Genomic DNA, 23480 nt, shown 5'->3' on the forward strand with positions numbered 1-23480 from the left:
GGCTTCGAGATCAACTTTCTCGGCCTCGTGGCCGGCATCGATTTTACCCGGCCGGGCGTGAAGATCCCGGGGCTCGGTTATTTCGGCGTGGCGGGCATCAGGGCTTGAGCCATCACGTTTCGATGGCCTGAGCGGCGCGTCTGGCGCGGATGCTCTGGGCGATGAAGACCCGTGACAGGCCGTGATAAAGCGGTTCGCGAGAAAAGAGCCGAGACGTGAGATATCCCAGCATCGATGCGGCCATAATGGGTATGACGCCCTCATGATTGCCGGTCATTTCGAGAATGATGACAAAGGCTGTCATCGGAGCCTGAACCACGCCAGCGAAATATCCCGCCATGCCGACGATGGCGCCAAGGCCGATGCTGGTGCCGAGCAAGCCCGCCATGGTGCTGCCGAAACCCGCACCGACCGACAGCGATGGCGCGAAAATGCCGCCGGGGATGCCAGACATCATGGCCAGGAAAGTCGCCGCCAGCTTTTCGATAAAGAAGAAGGCTGGCGCAGCCTCCCCCTCTATCGCCGCATGGGCCTGCTCGTAACCGGTTCCGAACGTCGCGCCACCTGTTGCGATGCCGATGGCGGCGGAAGCAAGGCCGCAAGCTGCCGCAACAGCGAGCATCCGCTTCAGCGGCATGGTCTGGGCGAAACGGCGGATACGCGCAGAGAGGCGCAAAGCACCAGCGCTGAAAAGAGCGCCGAATGCACCACCGCCGACACCGCAGATCAGCACCAGCAGCCAGTCCATCGTCGTTTTCGCCATGACAGAGCTGGTGCCGAAATAGGTATAGCTGCCCACCAGAGCCAGCGAGGCGATGCCCGACAGGATGACGGCCGTCAGCACAAGGCCGTTGGCGCGGGATTCATAAGTCTTGCTCATTTCCTCGATGGCAAAGACGATGCCTGCGAGCGGTGTGTTGAAGGCCGCCGCTATGCCCGCCGCCGAGCCGGCGAGGATGAGACCCTTTGCCTGCGCCATACCGCCCCAGCGGGCGGCCTGCAGCATGATGGAGGCCCCGACCTGAACGGTCGGTCCTTCACGGCCAATCGACGCTCCGGACAATAGACCGGCGACCGTCAGCACAACCTTGCCAAAAGCAAGCTTCAGCGACAGAAGCCGCGAACGATCCGCGTCGTCGCGCAGGTGCCGGGCGGCGATGGCCTGTGGAATGCCGCTACCGCCGGCATTGGGGAAAACCGTGATCGCGAGCCAGGCGCAAAGAGTGAAGCCGAGGGGCGTGATGATGAGCGGCAGCAGAAACGCCCATTTGCCTGAGGACGTCGCTGCGAAGAAAAGGTGCTGGGCGCGGTCGGCCGCCCATGCGAAACCCACGCTGATAAGGCCGACGGCAATAGCCCCAACCCAGAAAACCGCCCTTGGCTTCCAAATCCGCCATGAACCCCAGACGACACGGGAACGGCGGAGCATTTTCAGCTTTTTGTAGTCAACGGGCATGGCGGTCCAGATCGGTGATTTCGGTACACAAGGGTAGGACGGCCTTTTATCTGCCTGGATATCCAGCTTTGCAAGTTTTGCGTTTGACTCTTTTCAGGAGGTGAAAGAAGATGTGCATCGCAAATGCAACGCATGGAGAGTCAAGATGAAAACCGCAACATTGCCTTCACTGCGTGTTACCGCCGATTTTCGTGAAGCTGCAGAAAGTGTGCTGAAGGATGGTGAAACACTGTCGTCCTTCGTTGAAAACTCTGTAAGGCGGGAAGTTGAAATCCGTAAATCGCAGGCGGAGTTCATTGCACGTGGGCTGGCGTCACTTGAGGAATCCAAACGCACGGGGATTTTTTATTCCGCCGAAGAGGTCCATGCGGAACTGCGGGCGATGCTCGCAGCCAAGAAAGCTGAGCGCGGCCAGTGACGTTCAATCTTCGGTATACGATTGCAGCCAGAGCAGACATAACCCGGCTATATAATTTTCTACTGGAAAAGGATTTTTCGACGGCAGAAAAAGCCGTGGACCGCATTATTTCGACGATTGAGGGACTGAGCGAATTTCCTTTCGCAACGCGCAAGGCGCCTGGGGACAACGCACTCTTACGGGAACTGATCGTTCCGTTCGGATCTTCCGCTTACATCGTCCTCATTCAAATCGAAGATGCGGAAACGGTCTCCATCCTCGCAATCCGCCACCAGCGCGAGGACGATTACCATTGATCCTCACCGGTCGCTGACGGCCGCGCGCGGGTTTACCCACGGCTCCTGATTGGAGCGCGGCAGCGGGGTTTTGCCGAGAATGTGGTCCGCCGCCTTTTCGCCGGTCATGATCGACGGGCCGTTCAGGTTACCATAGGTCACATGCGGGAAGATCGAGCTGTCTGCAACGCGCAGGCCCTCCACACCAATCACGCGGCATTCGGGATCGACAACCGCCATTGGGTCGTTCCTGTCGCCCATGCGGCAGGTGCCGCAGGGGTGGTAGGCGCTTTCCAGATGCTCGCGCAGGAAGGCGTCAATCTGCTCATCGGTCTCTATATTTTCACCGGGCTGGATTTCCGGCCCGCGAAAATCATCAAAAGCCTTCTGGCCGAAGATTTCGCGCGTGAGGCGCACGCAATGGCGGAATTTTTCCCAATCCTCGGGGTGACTCATATAGTTGAAGCGAATGACGGGCTCGTCTGAGGGATCGGCGGAGCGCAGCGTGACGTTGCCGCGTGATTTCGACAGATTGTAGCCGACATGCGCCTGAAAACCATGGCTTTTCGCCGCCGCCTTGCCGTCGTATGAAATGGCGACGGGCAGGAAATGATACTGTATATCCGGCTGCTTGAGACCAGGGGCGGAGCGCAGGAAGGCACAGGCCTCGAACTGGTTGGAGGCACCGAGGCCGCCTTTCGATAGCAACCATTGCGCACCGGCAACGCCCTGCCAGAACCAGGGCAGCCACGAATAAAGCGACACCGGCTTGGTGGACACCTGCTGGAAATAAAACTCCATATGGTCTTGAAGATTTGCGCCGACGCCGGGGCGATCCGCCTTCACTTCGATGCCCATGTCTTTCAGATGCGCGGCGGGGCCGATGCCCGACAGCATCAGCAGCTTCGGCGAATTGAAGGAGGAAGCCGAAACGATGACCTCGCGACCCGCCTTGATGGTCTCCACCACACCCCTGCGCTCGATTTCGACACCCACGGCGCGACCGTTCTCGATGACCACCTTGCGGGCGAAACCGTTGACCAGCGTGACATTGCCGCGCTTCAGCGCCGGTTTCAGATAGGCGTTCGCGGCGGACCAGCGGCGGCCATTGTGAATGGTCTGCTCCATCAGGCCAAAGCCTTCCTGTTTGGAGCCGTTATAGTCATCGGTCAGTTCAAACCCCGCCTGCGCGCCCGCCTGAATGAAGGCGTGGAAAAGCGGGTTGCTGACCGGCCCGCGCTGCACATGCAACGGTCCATCCGTGCCACGCCAGCCTTCTTCGCCGCCATGGCTGTGTTCCATGCGCTTGAAATAAGGCAGCACATCCGCATAGGCCCAGCCCTGCGCGCCTAGCTCTTCCCAGCGGTTGAAATCCTCGGCATGACCGCGCACGTAAACCAGGCCGTTGATGGAGGAGGAGCCGCCGATGACCTTGCCGCGAGGGGCGGTGATGCGGCGATTGTTGAGATTGGGCTCGGGTTCGGAGAGATAACCCCAATTGTAGCGCTTCATGCTCATCGGCCAGGCAAGTGCTGCCGGCATCTGGATGAAGGGGCCGAAATCGGAACCGCCGGCCTCGATGACGATGACGGAATAGCGACCGTCTTCCGACAGGCGGTAGGCGATGGCGGAACCTGCGGAGCCGGAGCCGACGATGACGTAATCTGCTTGCATTGTTTGCTCTCTCCGATGAGCGGTTGTTCCGATTAATTGACTGTCAGTAGGTGCGGGAAACCCCATCCGCCGAGCCCATTAATAAGGCGCTTCCACCTTCCCCGTGCTCACATACACCGTCTTCAACTCGCTATAATGCTCCAGCGCCGCCGCCGAATTCTCGCGGCCGAAGCCGGATTGCTTGGAGCCGCCGAAGGGGATTTCCACCGGGCAGAGATTGTACGTATTGATCCACAGCGTCCCGGCTTCCAGCCCATCCACCACCCGGTGGGCGCGGGCGAGGTCGGCGGTGAAGACGCCGCCGGCCAGCCCGAATTCGGTGGCGTTGGCGCGGGCGAGAACCTCTTCCTCGTCGTCAAAATCCAGCACGCACATCACAGGGCCGAAGATTTCCTCACGGGCGATGGTCATCTCGTCAGTCACATCGGCGAACACGGTCGGCTGTACATAGGCGCCTTCGCCAGAGACATTGTTGGGGATGCCGCCGCCGGTGATAAGCGTCGCGCCTTCCGCCTTGCCCTTTTCAATGTAGGACAGAACCTTCTCCTGCTGGGCCTTGGAGACCAGCGGGCCGAGATGCGTGGCATGGTCTAGCGGATCGCCAAGGATCATTGCTTCCGTGCGGCTTTTCAGGTTTTCGAGGAAGCGGGCCTTTGCCTTTTTCTGCACGAAAACCCGCGTGCCGTTCGAACAGACCTGACCGGACGAATAGAAATTGCCGAGCATCGCACCGCCGACAGCGCTTTCGATATCGGCGTCGTCAAAGACGATCAGCGGCGACTTGCCGCCAAGTTCCATGGTGACATGCTTCAGATGCCCCGCAGCGGCAGCGGCAACCTTGCGACCGGTCGGCACCGAGCCGGTGAGAGAAACCTTGGCGACATCGGGATGATTGACGAGCAGCGGGCCAGTGTCGCGATCACCCTGGATGACGTTAAAGAGACCCTTTGGCAGCCCGGCTTCGATCAGGATTTCGGCAATCTTCAGGGCACCGAGCGGGGTGTTTTCCGAGGGCTTGAAGACCATGGCATTGCCGGCGACGAGTGCGGGGGCTGCCTTCCAGCAGGCGATCTGCTGCGGATAGTTCCACGCGCCGATGCCGACGCAGACGCCGAGCGGCACACGTTTCGTATAGGCGAAATCGCCGCCGAGCGGGATGTAATCGCCATTCAGCGCGGAAGGCGCGATGCCGCCGAAAAATTCGAAGGCATCCGCACCCGAGGTCGGGTCGGCGACAATCGTTTCCTGAATGGGCTTGCCCGTATCCAGCGTCTCCAGCGTCGACAGCGCCTCGTTGCGTTCGCGCATGATATCGGCGGCGCGCTTGAGGATGCGGCCGCGGGCCATGGGGCTCATCGCCGCCCATTCCTTCTGGGCGCGTTTTGCCGAGGCGATGGCACGCTCGACGATGGCGGGCGTTGCCGCATGCAGACGTGCAATCACCTCGCCGGTAGCCGGAAAGATGCTCTCGATGACAGTGCCGGCATTGTCCTCGACATAGTCGCCGTCGATGAAATGCGAGGCTTTCGGCTGCGCCTTAAGCGGCGTGGCGATGGTCATATCGAAGTCTCCTAAAGAGTGCGGATGGACGGCTTGGCGCGCTGTCCATCGGGAAATGATTTGAGCTGCATGTCGAAATAGTCCTCGACAAGTGCCGGGGCGGAAGCGATGCCGAGTGGGGCGGACCGCAGGCTGTGCCTGATGTAAAGCCCGTCAATCAGCGCCGCCGCCCCTTCCGCAATGCGCGCGGCGTCGTCCGGAGGGCAGAGCCGGTTCAGGCTTGCCATGAGATTGGACCGGAGACGGCGGGAATAAATCACCAGCAGGCGGCGGGTTTCTTCCGAGCGCTGCGCCTCGACATAAAATGCAAGCCATGCCGCCACGGTCTCGGGTGTGAACTGGTCGCTCTGGAAGGAGACATGCACGATGGCACTCAGCCGCTCGCGCGGGCCGGAAGCGCGGCTCAACGCCGCCACGGCGTCGCACCTGAGGTCGCGCAAGAGGCTGCGGATGGTTTCCAGCAGGAGCTGCTGCTTGCTGCCGAAATAATGGTGCGCAAGAGCCGCCGACACCCCCGCTTCGCGGGCGATGTCAGACATTGTCACATTCAGCGAACCATGGTGGCCTATGGTGCGTAATGCCGCATCCACCAGCGCCCTGCGGCGCAGAGGCTCCATTCCGATCTTGGGCATCGTCGTCTCCTTGATGAAGCGCAAACTATTCTTGATTGATCGATCAATCAATAAAAAATGCGCCATTTTATGTCGCTGATTTGCGATGGATCATGTTTTCCTCCGCCGAGAGGTGACAGTTTCACGCCAACAGGCCGGCGGCGCGAAGCGATGTCGTCGCCCTGCTCACAGGGGAAAAACTAAACCGTGATATACCGCGAATTGGGAACAGGATGCGTTTCGTGCTATTATGGCCGCTGATACAAATTTCGCTGGAAGCGGCGCCAGACGAAAGACGATAAAAAAGCCCGCCAAAGACCACGACGGCAAGCGATCCGAAAATGGAACGACGCACCGATCGCAGTGTTTAAAGAAGGGAGTGATATGCATGCCCATGGTAACAGTATCGATTTCCCCGGAACAGGCAGCAAGAATGCGCGAAGCCGTGAACTGCGGCGCTTATGCATCCGGCAGCGAGGTGGTTCGCGAGGCGTTGCGTCTTTGGGCGGCTTCCACCGCGCATGGCGCCGGCACCTCGCGGCAGGATGCCGACGCTGACCGAGAGCGCCTGGATGTGGCCGATCTTTATGCCGCCCACAGCGCACACGCGCGCCGAGCCTGATCTTCAGCGTAGCAACCCCTTGATATAAAAGGGTTTGCAACAAAAACTTCACGAAAGCTTCACAGTGATGAAAGCTTTTGTTGACCTGTGATCTGCGATTGTTCGTCCAAAAATAATGGGCCTCGTGGCTTAAAGCCCGGGGAAGGACAGGAGCGGAGACAAAATGCAGGCCGTCACGCTGGAGAACGATGCCATCAGGCGCTTCGCTTCCGGGCACATGTTTCCTATGGCAAAGCTGGTGCTGGAAACGGCATTTCAGCCGATTGTCGAAGCAACGACAGGCACGATTTTCGGTTATGAATCGCTGATGCGCGGCCATGACCGGCTGGGTTTTCCCAATCCGCTGGCGCTTCTCGATCAGGCTGCTGCCGATGGCGAGCTGAAGGCCTTCGAGCAGATGCTCGCAAGCAGGGCTCTGGCGAAATTTTCCACCCTGCCCGACTTCTCCTCCGCCACGCTTTTCCTCAATCTCGATGTGCGGCTCATTCCGCATGGCGATGTCATTCTCGACAAGCTCGTCGGCCATCTGGCCCGTGCAGGCATTCCCGCCTCCTCCATCTGCTTTGAGCTCTCCGAACGGTTCGACAATACCAGCGTCCCTGAATTCACGTCGCTGATCGCCCGCATGCGCAAGGAAGGTTTCAAGCTGGCGATCGACGATTTCGGCGCCGGCCACGGCGAAATGAAGCTGCTCTGCGACTTCCCGCTGGATTACCTCAAGATCGACCGGCATTTCATTTTCGGGCTCGACCATCAGCCCCGCAAGCAGCACCTCGTGCGCAACATCGTCAACATCGCCCATGTTCTCGGCGTGCGCGTGATTGCCGAGGGCATCGAAACCGAAGCGGAATTTCTTACCTGCCGCGAATTCGGCGTCGATCTCGTGCAGGGCTGGCTGATCGCCAAGCCGACGGTCTTTACCAGCGAATTGCCAGAGAGTTTCCCGCACCTGAACCGCATGGGCGTGGCGCGGCGCAACAGCCAGACGCTGGACGAGATTTTGATCCGTCGCGAGATCGAGCGCCTGCCCACCGTTTTCGAACATGACAGCGTCGACAGCGTGTTCGAGCTGTTCCGCAGAAATCCGCAGCAGGCCTTCTTCCCGGTTCTCAACGCCAATGGCGAACCGCGCGGCGTCATCAACGAATATCACCTGAAGGAATATATCTACCGGCCCTTTGGCCGCGACCTGCTCAAGAACAAGATCTATGAGCGCACCATTTCCCATTTCGTCGATCCCGCGCCGATCGTCGGTCTCGATGCGGACGCGGACCAATTGATGAACATGTTCGCCAGCATGGGCGGCAGCGCCTGCATCATCCTCACCGAAAACATGCGTTATGCCGGAATCGTCTCGGCCGCTTCGCTGATCAAGGTCATCAATGAAAAGCAGCTGAAGATGGCGCAGGACCAGAACCCCCTGACCGCGCTGCCGGGCAACCGGGCGATTGGCGGCTTCATTGCCGACAGCTGCAGTGACGGCGACGAGACGCGCTTCTTCTGCTATTGCGACTTCGACAATTTCAAGCCCTTCAACGACAAATACGGCTTCAACGCCGGTGACCACGCCATCACCCTGTTTTCGGCGCTGATGCGGCGTTACTTTTTCGCCGGGGACTGCTTCCTTGGCCATATTGGCGGCGACGACTTTTTCATTGGCGTGCGTGACTGGTCCGTCGAAGAGCTGACGGAAATACTCGGGCGGCTGCTCAGCGATTTCCACGATGACGTCGCCGGGCTCTATTCCGACGAAGACCGGGCCGCCGGATGCATGAAGGGACAGGACCGCAACGGCAATGAGCGAGACTTCGCACTGCTGCGGTGCTCCATCGGCGTTCTGACCCTGCCGAAGGGATCGATTATCGCGAATCCCGAACGGATCGGCAGCGAGATTGCCGGCGTCAAGGCGGCGGCGAAAGAGAACGAAAGCGGCCTCGTTGTCCAGGTCTTCAACGAGACAAATTGATAACAGCGACAAACGGCCTTCTTCCATCGCGCGTCCATCTGACCTACATCTTGAGGCATCGCTGATACGCAAGGAGGTGCCCCTGGCCATGCCCGACACGACGACCCTGCCCGAAACAATGCGCTTCATTGACCTGCCGTCCCATGGTGGCCCGGAGGTCATGACGATGTCGGAAGCGCCGCTGCCGAGGCCCGCAAAAGGCGAGGTTCTGCTGAAGGTCGAAGCGGCTGGGGTCAATCGCCCCGACGTCGCACAACGACAGGGCACCTACCCTCCGCCAAAAGATGCAAGTCCGATCCTGGGTCTCGAAGTTGCCGGAGAGGTGGTTGCGCTGGGCGAAGGGGTCACTGAATTCAAGTTGGGCGACAAGGTCTGCGCACTCGCCAATGGCGGCGGTTATGCGCAATATTGCGCCGTTCCCGCCGGGCAGGCCCTGCCCTTTCCCAAAGGCTACGATGCCGTCAAGGCCGCCGCCCTGCCGGAAACCTTCTTCACCGTCTGGGCCAATCTGTTCCAGATGGCGGGCCTGACGGAAGGTGAGACCGTGCTCATCCACGGCGGCACCAGTGGCATCGGCACGACGGCGATCCAGCTTGCGAAAGCCTTTGGCGCGGAGGTTTATACAACGGCGGGCTCGGCGGAAAAATGCGAGGCCTGCGTGAAGCTCGGCGCCAAGCGCGCAATCAATTACCGCGATGAGGATTTCGCTGACGTCGTGAAATCCGAAACCGGCGGCAAGGGCGTCGATGTGGTTCTCGACATGATCGGCGCGTCCTATTTCGAAAAGAATCTTGCCGCACTCGCCAAGGACGGTTGCCTGTCCATCATCGCCTTCCTGGGGGGCGCCGTGGCCGAAAAGGTCGACCTACGCCCGATCATGGTCAAACGCCTGACCGTCACCGGCTCCACCATGCGGCCGCGCACTACCGACGAGAAGCGCGCCATCCGCGATGAGCTTGTCGAGCAGGTCTGGCCGCTCATCGAAAGCGGGCAGGTCGCACCTGTCATCAACCGGATCTTCACGCTTGACGAGGTCGTGGATGCGCACCGGCTAATGGAAAGCAGCAGCCATATCGGCAAGATCGTGATGCGGGTGTCGTGACGTTTGAGCAAGATCGTTGTTTTCATTGACAACACAGCAAAGTGTTGTCAAGAATAACAACATGAAGGCCGTTCTGCTCGAAAAGACGCGCAAAGTGATCAACGAGACGACCTTCTTTGAGGTTGTCCTGTGGCATCTGCCTGAGCCTGTTCCCGGAAGTCTTCACCCGTTCAAATATCGGCTGGCGCTGGTGATCAAAGGGGAATGTGTTCTGCGTTATGACAATGAACGCGGCAAAGGCGATCATCGTCACATGGACGGGCGTGAAGACACCATCGCCTTCACCACGCTCGAAGCCCTGTTCGATGCTTTTCAGGCGGATATGGAAAGGATTTTGTCATGACCGCACTCACCATCCGTCTCAGCACGATCAAGGATATCAAGAGCCGCTTTGTTGCCGCCGGTAATCTGGCCATGTCTGGAAAGCCGGTGGAGGCGAAACCGTCTGTCGAATTTTCAAGCTATGAGGACCTGCACCGCATTCTCGCGCCGCTTCGCCTTGCCATCGTCAAGGCTCTGGCCGGACAGGGACCGCTTTCTATCCGGGAGGTTGCCCGTCGGGTCGGGCGGGACGTACAGGCCGTTCATCGCGATGTGACGTCGCTCCTCCATGCGGGCATTATCGACCGGAACGAGGCTGGCATCGAGTTTCCATATGACAGCATCCACTTCGAATTCGACGTAAAGGCCGCAGACGCGGCATAGGTGCCGGGCGTCCCCCAAGAAGTAATCCCTCTTGCATTACTCACGAATCGTACTACCTTCTAGTTATGTTCAACGTATCGGAAGGAGGTGATCCAATGTCTAGTGAGATTTCGGTCTCTGGTGCAGGCAATGGAAAGGGTGGTTTTGCGACGGGGCAGCCCTCGTTGTAAATCTCTTTTGCCTTCGGAACGTTGAGAAACAGTCCCGGGTCTGTAAACAGGACCAAACTCATGGAAGGGTCGCTTAGGCGACCCTTTTCCGTTTCTGCGTATTTCTTCGAGTATTGGGGAGATCTGCGCCTCGAGTGCCGGTGCGGCAAGCTCTATGCTCGATGCTACTGGTGAAATGTCTCTTCCGTCATGCCGGGCTTGATCCGGCATTCAGCCGGCGCGCGGCTGCCCGACGAGAGGACTTCTTTCAGCCCAAGGACTTGGGCTGGCTGGATACCGGCTCAAGGCCGGCATGACGGAGAAGTGGGGGCAGCGACAAAATCATCGACCGCCAACTGCGGTCACCTCTCCCTACCTCTTCCCGAACACCTTCCACCGCGTCGGGCGGAACCGCAGTTCGGCGCCCACCGCCACGGCGGCGTTGAGCGGCACTTCGATTTCGAGGTGATAGGGCTCATGGCCGTTATTGGCGATGTCGATTTCGGCGATGCGGGTGCCGGCAAGGCGGCGACAGGTGGTGACCTTGCCGTAAAGCGCGTCCTTTTCGTCCGTCAGCACCACGTCTTCCGGCCGGAAGAACAATTCGCCCTCGCCTGCGCCGCTTTCATTTACGCCGATGCTCTCGCCCTGGAACAGCACATGGCCATCACGGATCGTGACCGGCAGGCTGGAGGATTCGCCGATGAAGGAGAAGACGAAGGGGGAGTTCGGCGTATCGTAGACATCGTCTGCCGTGCCGACCTGCTCGATCTTGCCCTGGCTCATGACGACGACGCGGTCCGCCAGTTCCAGCGCTTCTTCCTGATCATGGGTGACAAAGACGGTGGTGTGGCCCGTGCGGTCGTGGAATTCGCGCAGCCACCGGCGCAATTCCTTGCGCACCTTGGCATCGAGCGCGCCGAAAGGTTCGTCGAGAAGCAGTACCTTCGGCTCGATGGCGACGGCGCGGGCGAGCGCCACGCGCTGGCGCTGGCCGCCAGACAGCTGCGTGGGATAACGCTTTTCAAGGCCCGATAGATGCACCATGTCGAGAAGTTCGGACACGCGTTTGCGTATCTCGGCTTTCGGCGGGCGGCTGGCGGAAGGGCGTACCTTCAAGCCGAAGGCGATGTTGTCGGCCACCGTCATATGGCGGAACAGGGCGTAATGCTGGAACACGAAACCGACATTGCGCTCCTGCACCGTGCGGTGCGAGGCGTCTTCATCGCCGAAGAAAATCTGGCCCTGCGTCGGCTGCTCGAGGCCGGCGATGAGACGCAGCAGCGTGGTCTTGCCGGAGCCGGAAGGACCGAGCAGCGCAATCAGCTCGCCGGAGCGAATGTTGAGCGACACGTCGTTCAGCGCCGGAAAGCGATCAAACTGCTTGGTGATGCCGGAAACTTTCACTTCCATGAAGATGCCTTTCAATGCTTGCCGGCTGCGTTGCCCGCGCCAAAGCGTATTTCGAGAATGGTTTTGAGAACGAGGGTCACCAGAGCAAGACCGGCGAGCAGCGTCGCGACGGCGAAGGATGCGCCGATATTGTACTCATTATAGAGTATCTCGACATGCAGCGGCATGGTGTTGGTCTCGCCGCGAATATGGCCAGATACGACGGAGACGGCCCCGAACTCGCCCATGGCGCGGGCGTTGCAGAGCAGCACGCCATACAGCAGGCCCCATTTGATGTTCGGCAGCGTGACGTACCAGAAGGTCTGCCAGCCCGAGGCGCCAAGCGAAATCGCCGCCTCCTCATCGCCATTGCCTTGATCCTGCATCAGCGGGATGAGTTCACGCGCGACGAAGGGAAAGGTCACGAAGATGGTGGCCAGCACGATGCCCGGCACCGCAAAGAGGATCTCGATGCCGTAACTTTTCAGCCATGGCCCGAGCACGCTGTGGGCCGAAAAAAGGATGACATAGACCAGGCCGGAGATAACCGGAGAGATCGAGAATGGCAGGTCGATCAGCGTGATCAGGAACGCCTTGCCCTTGAACTCGAATTTCGCAATCGCCCAGGCAGCCATCACTCCGAAGATCAGATTGAGCGGCACCGAAATGGCGGCGACGAGCAGCGTCAGGCGAATGGCCGAGAGCGCGTCCGGCTCGACGATCGCCTCCCAGAAGCTTTCCGTGCCCTTGCGGAAGGCTTCGAAGAAGACCGAAACCAGCGGCAGGACGAGAAAGGCGGCGAGGAAGACAAATGCAATGGCGATGAGCGCCAGTCGCGCGGCCAAGCCTTCACTGGCGGGGTCGCGGAACGGTCGCGGCGTGGCACGGGATGCGGTGTCAGACATATCCGTACCTCCTGCGGCTCCAGGCCTGAATGAGATTGATGAGGAACAGCATGGCAAAGGAGATGATCAGCATGATGGTGGCGATGCCGGTGGCCGCCGCATAATTGAACTCCTCCAGCCGGATAACGATGAGGAGCGGCGCGATTTCCGACACGTACGGAATATTGCCGGCAATGAAGATGACCGAGCCGTATTCGCCCACGCCGCGCGCAAAAGCGAGCGCGAAACCGGTGAGGATGGCGGGTGTGAGGCTCGGCAGCAGAATGCGGGTGATGGTCTGGAAACGGTTGGCGCCAAGCGTTGCCGCCACCTCCTCCACCTGCCGGTCGATCTCCTCCATGACCGGCTGCACCGTGCGCACCACGAAGGGCAGGCCGATGAAGATCAGCGCGATGACGATGCCGGTCGGCGTGAACGCGATCTTGATGCCGAAAGGTTCAAACAGCGAACCGACCCAGCCGCGATTGGCGTAAAGCGCCGTCAGCGCAATACCCGCGACCGCCGTTGGAAGCGCAAAGGGAAGGTCGACAATGGCATCCACGAAGCGGCGGCCGGGAAAACGGTAACGCGTGAGAACCCAGGCAACAATGACGCCGAAGACCACATTGACCAATGCGGCAAGGAACGCCGTGCCGAAGCTGACCCGCAGCGCATTCAGCGTACGGCTATCCGTGGCAATCGCAATGAAATCTGCAAAACCGAGTTTCGCCGTGGACCAGACAAGGCCGCCAAGCGGAATAAGAATGATGAGAAACAGGTAGGTGACGGTGTAACCAAACGTCAGGCCGAAGCCCGGTATGACGCTCGATTGCCGCCACTTCCACCTGCTCCCGGAAATATTATTGCTCATCAAGGCTCCGGATAATCTTAGTTTTTGAACATTTCCGGGACAGTCAACCGAGGTCTGCCTGTCCTGGAGGTGCTCTCTGGGAGCCGGTATTCCCCCGGCGCTTATTATAAAGTATCGACCGGCATGGCGTCCGGTCGATCAGCTTCTGATTTGTCTTGTCCCATGGGACAGGGTGACGACGCTTCACCCCATCATCCGCTTACTTCGCGGGCTTGTAAATCTGGTCGAAGATGCCGCCGTCACCAAAATGTTCCGGCTGCGCCTTGGCCCAACCGCCGAAGATCGGGTCGTCAATGGTGACGAGCTTGATATCGGGCAGCTGCTTCAGCAGGTCCTTGGAGACAACGGCCGGGTTCGACGGACGATAAAAGTGTTTCGCCGCAATATTCTGGCCCTCGTCGGAATAGAGATATTGCAGATAGGCTTCGGCCGCCTTGCGGGTGCCCTTGGCGTCGACATTGGCGTCAACCACGGCGACCGGCGGCTCGGCAAGGATCGAGATCGGCGGAACGACGATATCGAAGGCGTCAGCACCGAATTCCTGGCCGGCCAGATAGGCTTCGTTTTCCCAGGCGAGCAGCACGTCGCCGATCTGGCGCTGTGCGAAGGTGACCGTGGAGCCACGGGCGCCGGTGTCGAGAACCGGAGCGCGCTTGTAGAGTTCGCCGACATAGGCCTTGATCTTGTCCTGGTCACCCTTGAACTCTTCATTCGCCCAGGCCCAGGCCGCCAGATAGTTCCAGCGCGCACCGCCCGAGGTCTTCGGGTTCGGCGTCACGATCTGCACGTCGCCCTTCACCAGATCGCCCCAATTATGGATGCCCTTGGGGTTGCCCTTGCGAACGAGGAAAACGATGGTGGAGGTGTAAGGCGAGGAATTATGCGGCAGGCGGCCGCGCCAGTCCTTGTTGACCTTGCCGGAGTTCTGGACGATGGCGTCAATGTCGCTCTGCAGCGCCAACGTCACGACGTCGGCTTCCAGGCCGTCGATCACCGAACGGGCCTGCTTGCCGGAGCCGCCATGCGATTGCTGGATCGTGACGTCTTCGCCGGTGTCGGCCTTCCACTTCTTGGCGAAAGCCTCGTTGAAATCCTTGTAAAGTTCACGGGTGGGATCATAGGACACGTTCAGCAGTTTGGTCTGCGCGGCGGCCGAGCCAGCTGCGCCAAGTGCCAGTGAGAGGCTGAGCGCGACAACGCTCAAACCGGACAGAAGCTTGGACATCGGTATTCCCTCCTGATTGCGATGGCTTAACTCTACTGGTTGAGTAGAGTTGGTCAATGAGGCCGAATACGATCGAAAAAGTGTTTCCCTTGAGCGTTTCCACGGGCAACAAATACAGCGCAGCATAAGCGAAAGGCGCAACAAGCGTCGTGTAAAACTTTGCCGGATGCAAAAGCGTTTCACATTTTTGCCGGTTTTTTGCCGCGACCGCGAAAAATATTAGGGGGTTTTAGACGATTTTTTCGTTTGGAAGGAACGAGGCAGGGGGATCATTACAAACTCCTCATCCGTCATTTCGGCCTTGAGCCGGAATCCAGCCAGCCCAAGTCCTTGGGCTGAAGGAGTCGTTTCGCCGCGCAGACGCGCGTCAGCTGGATTCCGGCTCAAGGCCGGAATGACGGACAGGTTGAGAGCCCTCGTTGCAAACTCTCGACAGCGAAACGTGAAAAAGACGAGTGTCAGGCTGTCAAAAGCTCGGGCACTTCCACCCCAGCCACCGCATCTGCAACGGTGGTGTTAAAAAGGATGTTACGTGTCGCATCGGCCACCCGGGCAAAGACGTGACGGATCTCGCACTGCTTCTCACCGTCACAGTCCTCACAGCGGCGATAGGCGGTCTGGGAGAGGCAAGGCAGAGGAGCAAGGGGGCCGTCGATGAGCCGCAGCACCTCGCCGAAGGTGATATCATCCGCCGGGCGCGCCAGAAGATAACCACCCTGCTTGCCGCGCCGGCTCTCGACAAGGCGTTCCTTCTTCATTTCGAGAAGGATCTGCTCCAGAAACTTTTTCGGAATGGCCTGTTCGCGGGCAATGTCGGAAATCTGCACAGGGTAGCCGCCGTCGGCCTTTGCCAGCGAAAGGAGCGCCCTCAGCGCATATTTTGCCTTCTGCGAAATCATCGTAAAACCAGTAGATCACAAGCCCGAATACCCGGCAATCACGGCTTAGCGCAGAAGTTGTCACAATTCAAATCCAGGCTGCGAACAAAGTGAACGGGCATCTTTTGCTCATAGCACGCGCGCGAGAGGCATTTTTGCTCTGAAGTGCAGCGCACAAAGACTGTCATTTCTCGTCCAAGAGGCCGATTTCAACAATAATCGGCCATGGAAATCCCGGACGTGACAATGAACATCAATTCAGCGACCATTAATTCAGTAAATGCCTCTGCCGATGCCGCTTCCCTGGACGCCACGCTTACCGGGCTCGATCTGGCGGGTCGGCTCTCGTTTATCGCCGGCCTTGGCGGGCGCGCGGTCTTCACGACCAGCCTTGGCATCGAGGATCAGGTCATCACTGCCGCTATCGGCACCCATCGCCTGCCGATAGACGTTGTCACGCTGGAAACCGGCCGTCTTTTCAAGGAAACCGTCGATCTCATCGATGAAACCGAGGAGCGTTTCGGCATCGAAATCCGTCGTTTCCGTCCCGAGCAGGACGATATCGACGCCTATGCCGAAAAATACGGACTTAATGGTTTTTACGAAAGCGTTGAAGCGCGCCACGCCTGCTGTCATGTCAGAAAGCTGATCCCGCTCGGCAAGGCGCTTGATGGTGCCGCCTTCTGGATCACCGGCCTCCGCCGCGGCCAGTCGGGCAATCGCGCCACGACGCCGTTCGCCGAATTCGATGCGGATCGCAATCTCATCAAGATCAACCCTTTGGCTGATTGGGATATCGATCTCATCAAGGCGCATGTCGCCGAGGAAAACATTCCCGTCAATCCGTTGCATCAGCGCGGTTACCCGTCCATCGGCTGCGAGCCGTGTACGCGCGCCATCAAGCCCGGCGAGCCTGAGCGCGCCGGACGATGGTGGTGGGAAAATGACGAGAAGCGCGAATGCGGTCTTCACGTCGCCGGTGCGGAGCAGACCTCCGCTACCTCCGCCATCCCGCAACGATAATCATTCAGTACATTCCCGGAGTTCACAATGTCCAACGCAGTCCACGAGACGGACAGCAAGAATACTGTCGCATCCAAGCCGCCGCTCGATCCCCATCTGAAGGCGCTTGAAAACGAAGCTATTCATATCTTTCGCGAAGTCGCAGCCGAATTCGACAAGCCCGTGATGCTCTATTCCATCGGCAAGGATTCCTCCGTGCTGCTGCATTTGGCGCGCAAGGCCTTCTTCCCCGGGCGCATTCCCTTCCCGCTGCTGCACGTCAATACCGGCTGGAAGTTCAAGGAAATGATCGAATTCCGCGACAATATCGTCAAGGAATATGATCTCGAACTGATCTCCCACACCAATCCGCGCGGCGCGGCGGAAAACATCACGCCCTTCACCCATGGCTCAGCGCTTTACACCGACATCATGAAGACGGAAGCGCTGCGTCAGGCGCTGGATGCCGGCCAGTTCGACGCCGCCTTTGGCGGTGCGCGCCGTGACGAGGAGGCGAGCCGCGCCAAGGAACGCATCTATTCCTTCCGCACGCCCGACCATAAGTGGGACCCGCGCAACCAGCGGCCTGAGCTGTGGAACATCTATAACGGCATGGTCCGCAAGGGTGAGAGCGTGCGCGCCTTCCCGCTCTCCAACTGGACCGAAGTCGACATCTGGCGTTACATCGAGGCGGAAAACATTCCGCTGGTGCCGCTCTATTACGCCGCCGAGCGCCCCTATATCGAGCGGGACGGCATGATGATCCTTGCCGAGGACGAGCGCCTGGAGCTTTTGCCCGGCGAAGAGGTCAAGCGTGGCTCGATCCGCTTCCGCACGCTCGGTTGCTTCCCGCTCACCGGTGCGATCCGTTCCGAGGCGGCGACGCTTCAGGATGTGATTGCAGAGCTTGAAATCGCTACCGTTTCCGAACGTCAGGGCCGCGCGATTGACCGCGACCAGTCCGGTTCCATGGAGAAGAAGAAGCGCGAGGGCTATTTCTGATGACCGCTTCTGCCACCACCAACATTTCCACGGCCACCATTTTGCCCTTTGCCGAGCATTCGAAAGCAGCGCGCGACACCCGCCCGCTGCGTCTCATCACCTGCGGCAGCGTGGATGACGGCAAGTCGACCCTGATCGGCCGTCTCCTCTGGGACACCAAGGCCGTCAAGGAAGACCAGGCCGCCACGCTGCACCGTGATAGCGGCAAGCAGAACGATCTCGGCCTGCCTGATTTCGCACTGCTGCTGGATGGCCTTCAGGCGGAGCGCGAACAGGGCATCACCATTGATGTCGCCTATCGTTATTTCGCCACCGACCGGCGCGCCTTCATCGTCGCCGACACGCCCGGCCATGAGCAATATACCCGCAACATGGCGACCGGCGCTTCCACAGCCGATCTGGCCGTGCTGCTCGTCGATGCCCGCACCGGTATTCTGGAGCAGACGCGCCGCCACGCTACCATCGCGGCGCTGATGGGCATCCGGCAATTCGTGCTGGCCGTCAACAAGATCGACCTGACCAATTATGACAAGGCCGGTTTCGAACTGATTGCCCATGAGTTCCGCGATTTCGCATCCGATCTCGGCATCAAGCAGATCACCGCCATTCCGATGTCGGCGCTGAAGGGTGAAAACGTCGTCCTGTCAGGCAAGGCCTCCATGCCCTGGTATGAAGGCCCGACGCTGGTGGAGACGCTGGAACTGGCGACCGTTCGCTCCGCGCAATCGGGCGGCTTCCGCTTTCCCGTGCAGCGCGTTTCGCGTCCGGGCGAGAGCTTCCGCGGTTATCAGGGCACGGTTGCCGGCGGTTCGGTGAAGCCGGGCGACAGCGTCGTTATCCTGCCTTCTGGTATGGTCGCCAACGTCAAACAGATCGTCACTTTCGATCTGGTGCGCAACGCCGCCGTGGCAGGCGATGCCGTCACTCTCGTTCTTGATCGTCAGGTGGATGTGTCGCGCGGCGACATGATCGCTTCCATCGAGGCCCAGCCACAAACGGGCCTTGCCTTCGACGCGCAGATCGTGGCTTTGCAGCCCGGAGGCATCGAGGCAGGCAAGCGCTACTGGCTGAAAAGCGGAAGCCGCCGCCAGCGTGTCAGTGTGCAGCCCGTCAGCCAGCTGAACCTCAAGGAAGGCGAATGGCAGGCGCATGAGACGTCGTTGCCAATGAACGCCATCGGCAAGGTGCGGCTTTCTTTCGATGAGACCGCGATCTTCGATTCCTACGAACAAAACCGCGCAACCGGCTCGTTCATCCTGATTGACCCCGACACCAACAACACGGTTGCGGGCGGCATGATATCGGCCAAGCGCAGCGTGGGTGCGACAGAGGAACAGGGCGACCGCGTCATTCTCTCGCTTCCCGCCGGTCTCGCGGAAAAGCTGCTGGCAAGCGAGCTGCTGGCAAGACACCGGGACGAGATCGACATCCGCCGAACCGATGCGGCGACCGCGTCGCGGCTGATCGACGATCTGAACTGACGGCGTCCTCCATAACGACAAAAGGCGACCTCCGAGCGGTCGCCTTTTTGGTTTGTATCTAGTGTCGGGTGTGGCTTAAAACACGAACATATAAAGCAGAATGATCACGAAAACCGGTACACCCATAGCCCACAGTGCGATACCCTTCAGCATGTTATCCTCCATTGTTGTCTGGTTAGATAACGGCTGAGGCGCGGTTGCGTTCCCTAGATGATGGTCTGGCTTCGGATGTGCGAAATTGTCGGCCGCGCGCACAACGATGGAAACCTTCATATCCGGTCATCCGTTCAGGTCGCGCTGAAACCAGCGATGGCCTTTGGCCGCATTCTGCACGCTCAATAGCCATTTCCAAACGAACTTTATCTGCGACAATAAAGCAGTCAAACGCTGTGATTTATGGGGAAAAGCATCGGGAAAGCTTCAAGCTGGTCGGAGTGAGAGGATTCGAACCTCCGACCCCCACGTCCCGAACGTGGTGCGCTACCAGACTGCGCTACACTCCGTGACCAGCGGCGCTTCTATAGACCAGCCTCCGGCGTTCGACAAGCGGCTTGGCGTATTTTTTATGACAAGTTTTGTCCATCCATGAAAACCTCCGTGGCCATGACCAATGAGCCGGGGCTGGGCGGTAAAAAACGTTACAAAAAAGCAATTGTGGCAGGAAATTTCCGTCAATTCGTGCGCCTCCCCTGCCCGCCGCCGTCAAATCTGCTAGGGGAACGGAATGACCGGCGGGAAGCCGGACACGGCACAAAGGACATTTCACCATGCTTTTTCGCAGCGTAACGCTTGCAGCGTTTGCCATTACGCTCTCCGCCTGCACCACATCCAACGGCAGCTCCACCACCCCCTCTTTCACCCAGAAGAGCCCTGTCGAAACCCGCTGGGTCGGCCAGTCCGCCGGCATTTTCTTTGCAAAATTCGGCCCGCCGCTCAGCGACACGGAAACCGGCAGCTCCACGGTCTATAACTGGCGCGGCGGCTACAAGAAGGCCACCATTCCGGCGAAGTTCGAAGAAGGCAAGGACGGCAAGAAGGGTCGTCAGATCTCGCCCGCCCGCACCGCCTCGCTCTCCTGCACCGTACAGCTCGTCGTTTCCAGCGACTACAAGATCACCGCCGTCCGCACGGTCTCCGACCGCCCCGGCGTCAATGGCCCGAGCTACTGCGCGGAGTTCCTCGCCGCGAACTAAGCTCTCATACGAGACACATCAATAAAAGGCTCGCCCGACCGGCGGGCCTTTTCACTTTTTTGAGATTTTTTGTCGTGGTCGCGAAAAAACTGGCGCTTCGACGCTAGACTGAAGCGGTTCAATGCTGCTCCCTGGCTTTCGATGTCCTTTCGCCACATCCCGGCATTAGGGCGTCATTCAACCGTTTGAAACTGCCGCCTTCCCGTCGTACCAAACAAAATTTGCCCAACGGCAAGAGAACCATGCCTGCCCGATAAAGGAAAACGACCTCTGATGCCGTGCAATATCACCTGAACTGACATGGTCCAGCCCGGGTTGTGCCACTTTCCGCTTTGCTATAACGGGGCGGCCGGGAGGAGTGTTTTTAACACATAACAAGAATCAGGTACGGCCGTGACTCCCATCGAACAAGACAAATCCCAGCTCACTGATCTCTCCGCGGACAACTCCCTTTCCCAGGCATTGCCAATGAACCGCAGACAGGTTCTGGGCGGCGCGCTTGCGGGGCTTGCCGTTGCAGCGCTGCCCTCTTCGCCGCTTCTCGCAAATACGACCGCCAAGAAGGTCGACGTTCTCCTCATCGGCGGCGGCATCATGAGCGCGACGCTCGGTGTGTGGCTGCGCGAACTGGAGCCCACCTGGTCGATGCAGATGCTGGAGCGGCTGGATGGCGTGGCGCTTGAAAGCTCCAACGGCTGGAACAATGCCGGCACCGGCCACTCCGCGCTTGCCGAGCTGAACTACACGCCGCAAGACGACAAGGGCAACATCAAGATTTCCCAGGCCGTCAACATCAATGAATCCTTCCAGATTTCCCGGCAGTTCTGGGCATGGCAGGTGCGCAACGGCGTTCTGAAGAACCCGCGCTCCTTCATCAACCACACGCCGCATATGAGCTTCGTCTGGGGCGACGAGAACGTCGCCTATCTGGAAAAGCGCTATCAGGCGCTGAAGGCGAGCCCGCTCTTCGCCGGCATGGAATTCTCCACCGATCCCGAGCAGATCAAGAAGTGGGTGCCGCTGATGATGGAAGGCCGCGATCCTTCCCAGAAGATCGGCGCGACCTGGTCGCCGCTCGGCACCGACATGGAGTTCGGCGAAATCACCCGCCAGTTCGTCTCGCATCTGCAGAGCGACCAGAATTTCGACCTGCAGGTCAATAGCGAGGTTTCCGACATCCAGCGTAATGCCGATGGCAGCTGGCGCGTGACCTATACCAACACGAAGACCGATGCCGAACAGGTGGTGGATGCGAAATTCGTGTTCATCGGCGCCGGCGGCGGCGCGCTGCATCTGCTACAGATGTCCGGCATTCCGGAAGCCGATGATTATGCCGGTTTCCCTGTCGGCGGCTCGTTCCTTATCAACGAAAACCCCGATGTGACGATGCAGCATCTGGCCAAGGCCTATGGCAAGGCCTCGGTCGGCTCGCCGCCCATGTCGGTTCCGCACCTCGATACCCGCGTGCTGGGTGGCAAGCGCGTCATCCTCTTCGGACCTTTCGCCACCTTCTCCACCAAGTTCCTGAAGGAAGGTTCCTATTTCGATCTCGTCTCCTCGGTAACGACCAGCAACGCCTGGCCGATGGTGCGCGTCGGCATCGATGAATATCCGCTGGTCGAATATCTCGCCGGCCAGCTGATGATGTCGGATGACGACCGTTTTGCTGCGCTGAAGGAATATTTCCCGAATGCGAAGCAGGGCGAATGGCGTCTCTGGCAGGCAGGCCAGCGCGTGCAGATCATCAAGCGCGACGAGGAAAAGGGCGGCGTGCTCAGGCTCGGCACCGAAGTGGTTTCCGCCAAGGACGGCAGCATCGCCGGCCTGCTCGGCGCGTCTCCGGGCGCCTCCACCGCCGCACCGATCATGCTCAGCGTTCTGGAAAAGGTCTTCAAGGACAAGGTGGCAACACCGGAATGGCAGGCCAAGATCCGCCAGATCGTGCCGAGCTATGGCACCAAGCTCAATGACGACCCGGAAAAGGTACGTGAGGAATGGGCCTACACTGCCGAACACCTGCAACTGCCGACCCCGCCGCAGATCGATCTTGAGGCGCTGAAGGCAGCTGGCTCGGCCCCTGCGGGTGCGCCGGTGAAGAAGGTGCCGGATATCGCGCTTTAAGGCATCGTCGCGAGATTTAAGATTGGACGCCGCGTGTCTCTGGATGCGCGGCGTTTTTTGTTGAAGGCGAGCGCCACCCGGAAATTTTTCCATCCGCCCGCATGCTGGTTGAAGCGCGTTATATCATTCTCTACGAAACCGTGCCGGACACCGATGGTGAGAACATACGATCCGTGGAAATAGTTCGCGTCATTGACGGTCGCCGGGATCTGCGGATACTGTTTGACTTGGGGATAGATGGCTGGGGCGCCAGGATTCGAACCTGGGAATGCCGGTACCAAAAACCGGTGCCTTACCGCTTGGCGACGCCCCAACAGGGCAGTGTAAGCGAAACGCCGCTGCCCGAACCGCGCCTGATTAGCAAAGCCGGACCGGCGCGGCAATGACCCGGCGAGCAATTTTTTCACAAAATACAAGCTTTTTGGGTGCCCGGCCGCGGGCAGCATGATAGGGCTTGGCGATTGTGCGGCGGGTGTCGTCTGCACGGGCGGCATGGCATTCATTCAGGAGGTCTCGATGGCGGACCCGGCATTCGATCTCGATTTCAGGCCGGCCTATGGGGAGGCGGTCCCTGTCGCCCCGCTCGTCCAGCGTATCACCGTCAACAATCCTTCCGCCTTCACCTTCCATGGCACCAACTCCTATATCGTCGGCGACCGTTCCGTTGCGGTCATCGATCCGGGCCCGGAGGATGAGGCGCATTTTCAGGCGCTGATGGCTGCGCTCGAAGGACGCGAAGTCACGCACATCTTCGTCAGCCACACCCATCGCGATCATTCGCCGCTTGCCCGCAGGCTGGCGCAGGCGACCGGGGCGCTGACGGTGGCGGAAGGCCAGCACCGCGCCGCCCGGCCGCTGCATGTGGGCGAGACCAATCCCTTTGCCGAAAGTTC

At 59.5% G+C, this 23480-nt stretch carries 23 protein-coding genes, 2 tRNA genes and 2 pseudogenes; 15 read left to right on the forward strand and 12 right to left on the reverse strand.

The annotated features are described in order from the left end of the window. A pseudogene (locus ACUTJJ_RS18610) lies at positions 1-108 on the forward strand (DUF3750 domain-containing protein); the annotation flags it as partial. A gap of 4 nt (positions 109-112) precedes the next feature. Here ACUTJJ_RS18610 and ACUTJJ_RS18615 read toward each other — a convergent pair. Next, the gene (locus ACUTJJ_RS18615) at positions 113-1456 is read right to left on the reverse strand and encodes a chloride channel protein (RefSeq protein ID WP_445543042.1); all 1344 of its coding nucleotides are present in this window, start codon (positions 1454-1456) and stop codon (positions 113-115) included. 145 nt (positions 1457-1601) lie between these two features. Between ACUTJJ_RS18615 and ACUTJJ_RS18620 the strand changes: the two genes are divergently transcribed. Both ACUTJJ_RS18620 and ACUTJJ_RS18625 read left to right on the forward strand, forming a co-directional pair. After that, the gene (locus ACUTJJ_RS18620) at positions 1602-1874 is read left to right on the forward strand and encodes a YlcI/YnfO family protein (RefSeq protein WP_063950837.1); all 273 of its coding nucleotides are present in this window, start codon (positions 1602-1604) and stop codon (positions 1872-1874) included. Beyond that, a complete protein-coding gene (locus ACUTJJ_RS18625) occupies positions 1871-2170 on the forward strand; it encodes a type II toxin-antitoxin system RelE/ParE family toxin (protein ID WP_445543043.1) in 300 nt (99 codons plus the stop codon). Before ACUTJJ_RS18620 ends, ACUTJJ_RS18625 begins: the two co-directional genes overlap by 4 nt. A 3-nt stretch (positions 2171-2173) precedes the next feature. Here the strand turns inward: ACUTJJ_RS18625 and betA are convergent, their stop codons facing one another. The 3 genes from betA to betI all read right to left on the reverse strand — a co-directional run bounded on the left by betA (position 2174) and on the right by betI (position 6015). Beyond that, positions 2174-3823, reverse strand: a complete 1650-nt coding sequence (gene betA, locus ACUTJJ_RS18630) for a choline dehydrogenase (protein WP_445543044.1) — start codon at positions 3821-3823, stop codon at positions 2174-2176. A gap of 78 nt (positions 3824-3901) precedes the next feature. Continuing rightward, complete coding sequence (betB, locus tag ACUTJJ_RS18635) at positions 3902-5383, reverse strand: betaine-aldehyde dehydrogenase (RefSeq protein WP_445543045.1); 1482 nt, start codon at positions 5381-5383, stop codon at positions 3902-3904. A gap of 11 nt (positions 5384-5394) precedes the next feature. Further along, the gene (gene betI / locus ACUTJJ_RS18640; RefSeq protein WP_144575498.1) at positions 5395-6015 is read right to left on the reverse strand and encodes a transcriptional regulator BetI; all 621 of its coding nucleotides are present in this window, start codon (positions 6013-6015) and stop codon (positions 5395-5397) included. Between the two features lie 367 nt (positions 6016-6382). Here betI and ACUTJJ_RS18645 point away from each other — a divergent pair, with 367 nt between their 5' ends. The 5 genes from ACUTJJ_RS18645 (at position 6383) to ACUTJJ_RS18665 (ending at position 10389) form a co-directional block, all read left to right on the forward strand. After that, on the forward strand, positions 6383-6616 hold the full coding sequence (locus ACUTJJ_RS18645; RefSeq protein WP_063951094.1) for a ribbon-helix-helix domain-containing protein: 234 nt from the start codon (positions 6383-6385) through the stop codon (positions 6614-6616). A gap of 163 nt (positions 6617-6779) precedes the next feature. Next, positions 6780-8582: a GGDEF domain-containing protein gene (locus tag ACUTJJ_RS18650; RefSeq protein ID WP_445543046.1), complete on the forward strand. Its 1803-nt coding sequence runs from the start codon at positions 6780-6782 to the stop codon at positions 8580-8582. A gap of 88 nt (positions 8583-8670) precedes the next feature. Beyond that, positions 8671-9684: an NAD(P)H-quinone oxidoreductase gene (locus ACUTJJ_RS18655; RefSeq protein ID WP_445543047.1), complete on the forward strand. Its 1014-nt coding sequence runs from the start codon at positions 8671-8673 to the stop codon at positions 9682-9684. 61 nt (positions 9685-9745) lie between these two features. Further along, positions 9746-10027: a toxin-antitoxin system TumE family protein gene (locus tag ACUTJJ_RS18660; RefSeq protein ID WP_144575504.1), complete on the forward strand. Its 282-nt coding sequence runs from the start codon at positions 9746-9748 to the stop codon at positions 10025-10027. Next, complete coding sequence (locus tag ACUTJJ_RS18665) at positions 10024-10389, forward strand: HVO_A0114 family putative DNA-binding protein (protein ID WP_296064902.1); 366 nt, start codon at positions 10024-10026, stop codon at positions 10387-10389. Before ACUTJJ_RS18660 ends, ACUTJJ_RS18665 begins: the two co-directional genes overlap by 4 nt. Before the next feature lie 521 nt (positions 10390-10910). Here ACUTJJ_RS18665 and ACUTJJ_RS18670 read toward each other — a convergent pair. From ACUTJJ_RS18670 to ACUTJJ_RS18690, 5 genes are all read right to left on the reverse strand, one after another. Next, positions 10911-11951, reverse strand: a complete 1041-nt coding sequence (locus tag ACUTJJ_RS18670; RefSeq protein ID WP_144575509.1) for a sulfate/molybdate ABC transporter ATP-binding protein — start codon at positions 11949-11951, stop codon at positions 10911-10913. A gap of 11 nt (positions 11952-11962) precedes the next feature. Then, positions 11963-12835, reverse strand: coding sequence for a sulfate ABC transporter permease subunit CysW (cysW, locus tag ACUTJJ_RS18675; RefSeq protein WP_404494032.1), 873 nt, complete (start codon positions 12833-12835; stop codon positions 11963-11965). After that, the gene (gene cysT, locus ACUTJJ_RS18680) at positions 12828-13685 is read right to left on the reverse strand and encodes a sulfate ABC transporter permease subunit CysT (protein WP_063950828.1); all 858 of its coding nucleotides are present in this window, start codon (positions 13683-13685) and stop codon (positions 12828-12830) included. Before cysT ends, cysW begins: the two co-directional genes overlap by 8 nt. 199 nt (positions 13686-13884) lie before the next feature. Beyond that, a complete protein-coding gene (locus tag ACUTJJ_RS18685) occupies positions 13885-14910 on the reverse strand; it encodes a sulfate ABC transporter substrate-binding protein (RefSeq protein WP_445543048.1) in 1026 nt (341 codons plus the stop codon). Between the two features lie 458 nt (positions 14911-15368). Beyond that, the gene (locus ACUTJJ_RS18690; RefSeq protein WP_063950826.1) at positions 15369-15809 is read right to left on the reverse strand and encodes an RrF2 family transcriptional regulator; all 441 of its coding nucleotides are present in this window, start codon (positions 15807-15809) and stop codon (positions 15369-15371) included. Between the two features lie 204 nt (positions 15810-16013). Here ACUTJJ_RS18690 and ACUTJJ_RS18695 point away from each other — a divergent pair, with 204 nt between their 5' ends. The 3 genes from ACUTJJ_RS18695 to cysN are packed head-to-tail and all read left to right on the forward strand — an operon-like array spanning position 16014 to position 19273. Then, complete coding sequence (locus tag ACUTJJ_RS18695) at positions 16014-16811, forward strand: phosphoadenylyl-sulfate reductase (RefSeq protein ID WP_445543049.1); 798 nt, start codon at positions 16014-16016, stop codon at positions 16809-16811. A 27-nt stretch (positions 16812-16838) separates the two neighbouring features. After that, positions 16839-17792, forward strand: a complete 954-nt coding sequence (gene cysD, locus ACUTJJ_RS18700) for a sulfate adenylyltransferase subunit CysD (protein ID WP_037091710.1) — start codon at positions 16839-16841, stop codon at positions 17790-17792. Further along, the gene (cysN, locus tag ACUTJJ_RS18705; RefSeq protein ID WP_186376670.1) at positions 17792-19273 is read left to right on the forward strand and encodes a sulfate adenylyltransferase subunit CysN; all 1482 of its coding nucleotides are present in this window, start codon (positions 17792-17794) and stop codon (positions 19271-19273) included. The genes cysD and cysN overlap by 1 nt, the downstream gene beginning before the upstream one ends. 75 nt (positions 19274-19348) lie before the next feature. On the opposite strand, the gene ACUTJJ_RS18710 is transcribed toward cysN, so the two are convergent. Continuing rightward, the gene (locus tag ACUTJJ_RS18710) at positions 19349-19546 is read right to left on the reverse strand and encodes a hypothetical protein (RefSeq protein ID WP_445543050.1); all 198 of its coding nucleotides are present in this window, start codon (positions 19544-19546) and stop codon (positions 19349-19351) included. 153 nt (positions 19547-19699) lie between these two features. Next, positions 19700-19776: transfer RNA gene (locus ACUTJJ_RS18715), tRNA-Pro, on the reverse strand. 264 nt (positions 19777-20040) lie between these two features. Between ACUTJJ_RS18715 and ACUTJJ_RS18720 the strand changes: the two genes are divergently transcribed. The 3 genes and pseudogenes from ACUTJJ_RS18720 to ACUTJJ_RS18730 all read left to right on the forward strand — a co-directional run. Continuing rightward, positions 20041-20466 (forward strand): hypothetical protein, encoded by a 426-nt coding sequence (locus ACUTJJ_RS18720; protein WP_063950822.1) that lies wholly within the window; start codon positions 20041-20043, stop codon positions 20464-20466. Between the two features lie 468 nt (positions 20467-20934). After that, positions 20935-22587, forward strand: coding sequence for a malate dehydrogenase (quinone) (gene mqo / locus ACUTJJ_RS18725; RefSeq protein ID WP_445543051.1), 1653 nt, complete (start codon positions 20935-20937; stop codon positions 22585-22587). A gap of 65 nt (positions 22588-22652) precedes the next feature. Continuing rightward, positions 22653-22811 (forward strand): annotated as a pseudogene (locus ACUTJJ_RS18730) (type II toxin-antitoxin system RelE/ParE family toxin); the annotation flags it as partial. A 14-nt stretch (positions 22812-22825) separates the two neighbouring features. Here the strand turns inward: ACUTJJ_RS18730 and ACUTJJ_RS18735 are convergent. Continuing rightward, positions 22826-22900 (reverse strand) — tRNA-Gln (locus ACUTJJ_RS18735). Between the two features lie 203 nt (positions 22901-23103). On the opposite strand from ACUTJJ_RS18735, the gene ACUTJJ_RS18740 reads away from it, so the two are divergent. Then, positions 23104-23480, forward strand: a 377-nt coding sequence (locus ACUTJJ_RS18740) for an MBL fold metallo-hydrolase (protein ID WP_445543052.1), incomplete at its 3' end; no start/stop codon positions are given.

The sequence above is a fragment of the Agrobacterium sp. DKPNP3 genome, assembly GCF_052686535.1.